Source organism: Thiolapillus sp., assembly GCF_048562965.1.
In the GTDB taxonomy this organism is placed as follows: domain Bacteria; phylum Pseudomonadota; class Gammaproteobacteria; order Chromatiales; family Chromatiaceae; genus Thiolapillus; species Thiolapillus brandeum_A.
Map to the genome: position 1 here is coordinate 1 of NZ_JBHNMF010000311.1, position 3953 is coordinate 3953.

Consider the following 3953-nt stretch of genomic DNA (forward strand, 5'->3'; position numbering starts at 1 on the left):
ACCAGGATCAGTTCCCCTGGTTCTGGAGAAACGGCAAGTTCACGGGTGAGCGGGTTAACAATGTACATCTGACGAATGCCGAAAAGAAAACAGCCCACGAGCGGGCGGAGGGTAAATCATCATGACAAACAGTGTGCAACAGGACTGGCCCTGGCCAGGCTCTTGCTGGTGGAAATTCGATTTTCATACCCACACGCCGGCATCAACCGATACGCCCTGGGCGAGGCAGGATCTTCAGCTCTCACATGAGGAGTGGCTGCTCAAATTCATGGCAGCAGACATTGATTGTATGGCGGTGACCGATCACAACAGCGGCGAATGGATCGACCCACTCAAGGCCACCTATGCCGAGATGAAACAGCAGGCCGATAACGGGAATCCACCTGCAGACTTTCGCGAGTTAACGTTATTCCCGGGGATGGAGATCTCCGCTAACGGCGGGGTGCATGTGCTTGCCATTTTCGGCCCTGAGGCCACGACTAGCGACATCGATAGCCTGCGAGGCGCAGTAGGCTATACCGGCACCAAGGGCGACAGCGACGGCGAGACCAACAAATCAGTGGCCGAGGTAATTGCCGAAGTTATGCGGGCCGGCGCAATCCCGATTCCTGCCCATGCCGATGCCGACAAAGGCCTGCTACGAGTTAACGCCGGCACGCAGCAGTGCGCCTTGTCAGCCAACACGGTCAAACAGGCCTTGGAGGTAGAAGGCCTGCTAGCGGTGGAGTGGTGTGACCTGAACAGCTTTTACCCGCAGGCTGTTAAAAAGCTCGCTCGACCACTGGCCCGTGTGGTGGGTAGCGACTGCCACAGTTTTCAGGGCGATGCCGTGCCCGGCTCACGGTATACCTGGATCAAGATGGCGAGCCCCACGATCGAAGGCCTGCATTTGGCGCTGCTTGATGGCAACGGTATTTCGGTGCGCCGCAGCGACGAGGGAGGCTTTGAGCCTTTTGATACACCAGCGCATTTCATTACAGGCATCGAGATTGAAAATGCCCGTTTCATGGGCAACGGTAGCCCGGAACACCTTTCTTTTACACCCTATTACAATGCCCTGATTGGGGGGCGAGGTACCGGCAAGTCCACGGTGATCCACGCAATGCGGCTGGCCAGCCGGCGAGATGGTGATTTACAGCGCCTTGGTGAAGACAGTGAACCCCGACGCCAGTTCGAACACTTTCGCAAGGTTGTTAGTGGCCGTGACGGGGAGGGCGCGCTACGGGATAACACCGAAATCTGTCTGGAGATGATGCGAGAAGGTGTCGCTCACAGGCTGCGTTGGCGACAGGACGGACGAGGTGTGGTTGTAGAGGAAAGGGGGAATGGAGGACAGTGGGCTACATCCGCCAGTCAGACGATTAATGCCGAGCGTTTTCCGATCCGATTGTTCTCACAAGGGCAGATTGCGGCCATGGCCGGCGACAGCCGGCAGGCATTGCTCGATGTCATCGATGAGGCCGCCAATATTGGTGAGAAGCACCGTACCCTTGAGGAGGCGAAGCGAAGCTGGTTTTCGCAACAGGCCAGGTTGCGAGAGCTAGGCGGACGATTGAAAGAACGGCCCGAGCTGGAAAGAAAACTTGCCGATCTCGTACACAAGCTCGAAGCATTTACGCAGTCGCATCATGCAGAGGTGTTGAAATCTCACCAGCGGGCATTGCGCCAGCGTCGCGAAATTGATGGAACCTTGAGGCAGTTGCAGGCGATGCCCGGGCGCATCGAATCCTTGATGCAGGAATTGCTGCTCGATGATTGGCCGGACGGTATCTTCGATCCTGCGCAGGATGCAGAAATTCTGAAGTGGCGATCCAACGCCGAGCGATCACTGGCCGAGGCGCGCAAAGCACTTCAAGGTGTTGCGCAGGGATTGACTGACAAGGCACAAGTACTGAATCGGGACGAGATTCTCCTGCAGTGGCGTCAACGCGCCGATCAGGCGCAGGCCGACTACGAAGCACTGCAGACGACACTTGCCCAGCAGGGCGTGGCAGACCCCCAGGCCTTTGGACAACTGGTGCAGGAGCGTCAGCAGCTCGAAGGGCAGATTAAAGCGCTTGATCAGGTGCAGAAGGATCAGGAGAGGCTGCAATCAGAATCCAAGGCCCAGTTTCAGCGTGTCATTGAGGCACGCAAGGCCATTGCCGAGGCGCGTGACAGCTTCGTAAAAGATACCCTGGAGACCAACGAATTTGTGCGCATGGAAGTGGTTCCCTTTGGCTTCGATGCCCGGGCCATTGAACAGAGTCTACGGGAATTGCTTGATGCACAGGATGACCGGTTCGGTAATGACATTCTGCTGTTCGAAAACGGTGAGCCAGCAAGTGGACTGGCGTTTGAACTCTCTGCGGCAGCGGATCGTGATGCAACCCTGGAAAAGATAAAGGACCGGTTAATACAGAACGCAGCGGGTTTCGGTGGACATTTCCATAACTACCTGCAGCGCAAACTTGAGAAACCCGAGTTCGCAGATCATGTTCGTTGCTGGTTTCCGGAGGATGACCTGCGTATTGAGTACAGCCGCAGTGGTGATGGCCGTGACTGGACAGCTATCACGCAGGGATCCCAAGGTCAGCGATCAGCGGCATTGCTGGCCTTTCTGCTTGCATTCGGTGATGAACCACTGATCCTCGATCAGCCCGAGGATGATCTGGACAACCATCTGATTTATGAGTTGATTGTGCGCCAGATTCGGGAAAACAAGTTGCGTCGGCAGTTGATTATCGTGACGCATAACCCGAATGTGGTAGTCAACGGCGATGCCGAGATGGTTCATGCCTTTGCATTTCGCGGTGGTCAGTGTCGAGTTACTGAACGCGGGGCATTGCAAGATAAAGAGGTAAGAAACGAAGTATGTGACGTTATGGAAGGTGGTCGCACCGCACTTGCACACCGCTGGGCACGATTGGGGAGGGAAGTCTGACATGTTTGCGACCCGTAGTGAATTGCTGGGGAAAATCCGCCTGGGTGAAGACAGCTACCTGGAATTGAAAGAGGTGCGCTTTGCTGGCGGCAAGATCCGCGGCCCTGAGCAAAATGATCTTGCAGATGAATTGGCCGCTTTCGCCAATAGCCACGGTGGGGTATTGGTGCTTGGTGTACATGATACAACCCGAGAGGCACTAGGGATTCCGGTTGACAGGCTCGATATGGTCGAGGCTCTGGTGCGTCAGGCCTGTGAAGATTCGGCCAAGCCTCCATTGGCCCCGATCATTGAACGCCTGACTCTGCCGGACAGCGCGGGAACGGATCAACCGGTGATCCGCATTGACGTACCGCCCAGCCTGTTTGTCCACCAAAGCCCCGGCGGATATTTTCATCGGGTGGGATCGTCGAAACGACAGATCCCCCCCGATCAATTGGCGCGGCTTTTTCAGCAACGTAGCCAGGCACGGCTGATTCGCTTCGATGAGACGCCTGTGCCGCAGGCGGCTTTCGATGACCTTGATGAAGCACTATGGCGCAGGTTCGGTACGCCGCATTCGACGGACGAGCCGGAACAATGGCTCGCCAAACTCGCCATGGCTACGCAAGATAATGCCGGCAGGTGGCGTCCCACGGTGGCCGGCGTGCTGCTGGCTTGTAAGGAACCTGAACGTTTTCTGCCGGGTGCCTTCATTCAGGCTGTGGCATATCAAGGCGTGAGTATCGAGCCACAAATGGAATCGGCTTACCAGCGTGATGCCTTGGACATTACAGGGCCATTGGATCAGCAGATTTTTGAGGCTTGTGATTTCGTGCGCAAAAATATGCAGATGGGTGCCCGAAAGGACTCGAAAGGCGGGCGTGAAGATTTGCCGCAGTATGACATGTTGGCCGTTTTCGAAGCGGCAACCAATGCGGTGGCGCACCGGGATTACTCGATGGCGGGCGCCAAGGTGCGTTTGCGGTTGTTTGATGATCGGTTGGAACTGTACACGCCGGGAATGTTGCCCAATACGATGACGCCCGAA

The 3953-nt window shown here is 56.3% G+C and carries 2 protein-coding genes; both read left to right on the top strand.

Annotation, left to right across the window (positions count from 1 at the left end):
* Positions 1-121: 121 nt before the first annotated feature.
* Positions 122-2923, top strand: a complete 2802-nt coding sequence (locus ACOCD2_RS13845) for a TrlF family AAA-like ATPase (protein WP_293652560.1) — start codon at positions 122-124, stop codon at positions 2921-2923.
* Position 2924: 1 nt separating this feature from the next.
* A partial coding sequence (locus tag ACOCD2_RS13850; RefSeq protein WP_419596165.1) for an RNA-binding domain-containing protein occupies positions 2925-3953 on the top strand: 1029 nt, incomplete at its 3' end.

Coding starts and splice junctions, on each gene's coding strand:
- ACOCD2_RS13845 (WP_293652560.1), top strand. CDS start 122: ATGACAAACAGTGTGCAACAGGACTGGCCCTGGCCAGGCTCTTGCTGG.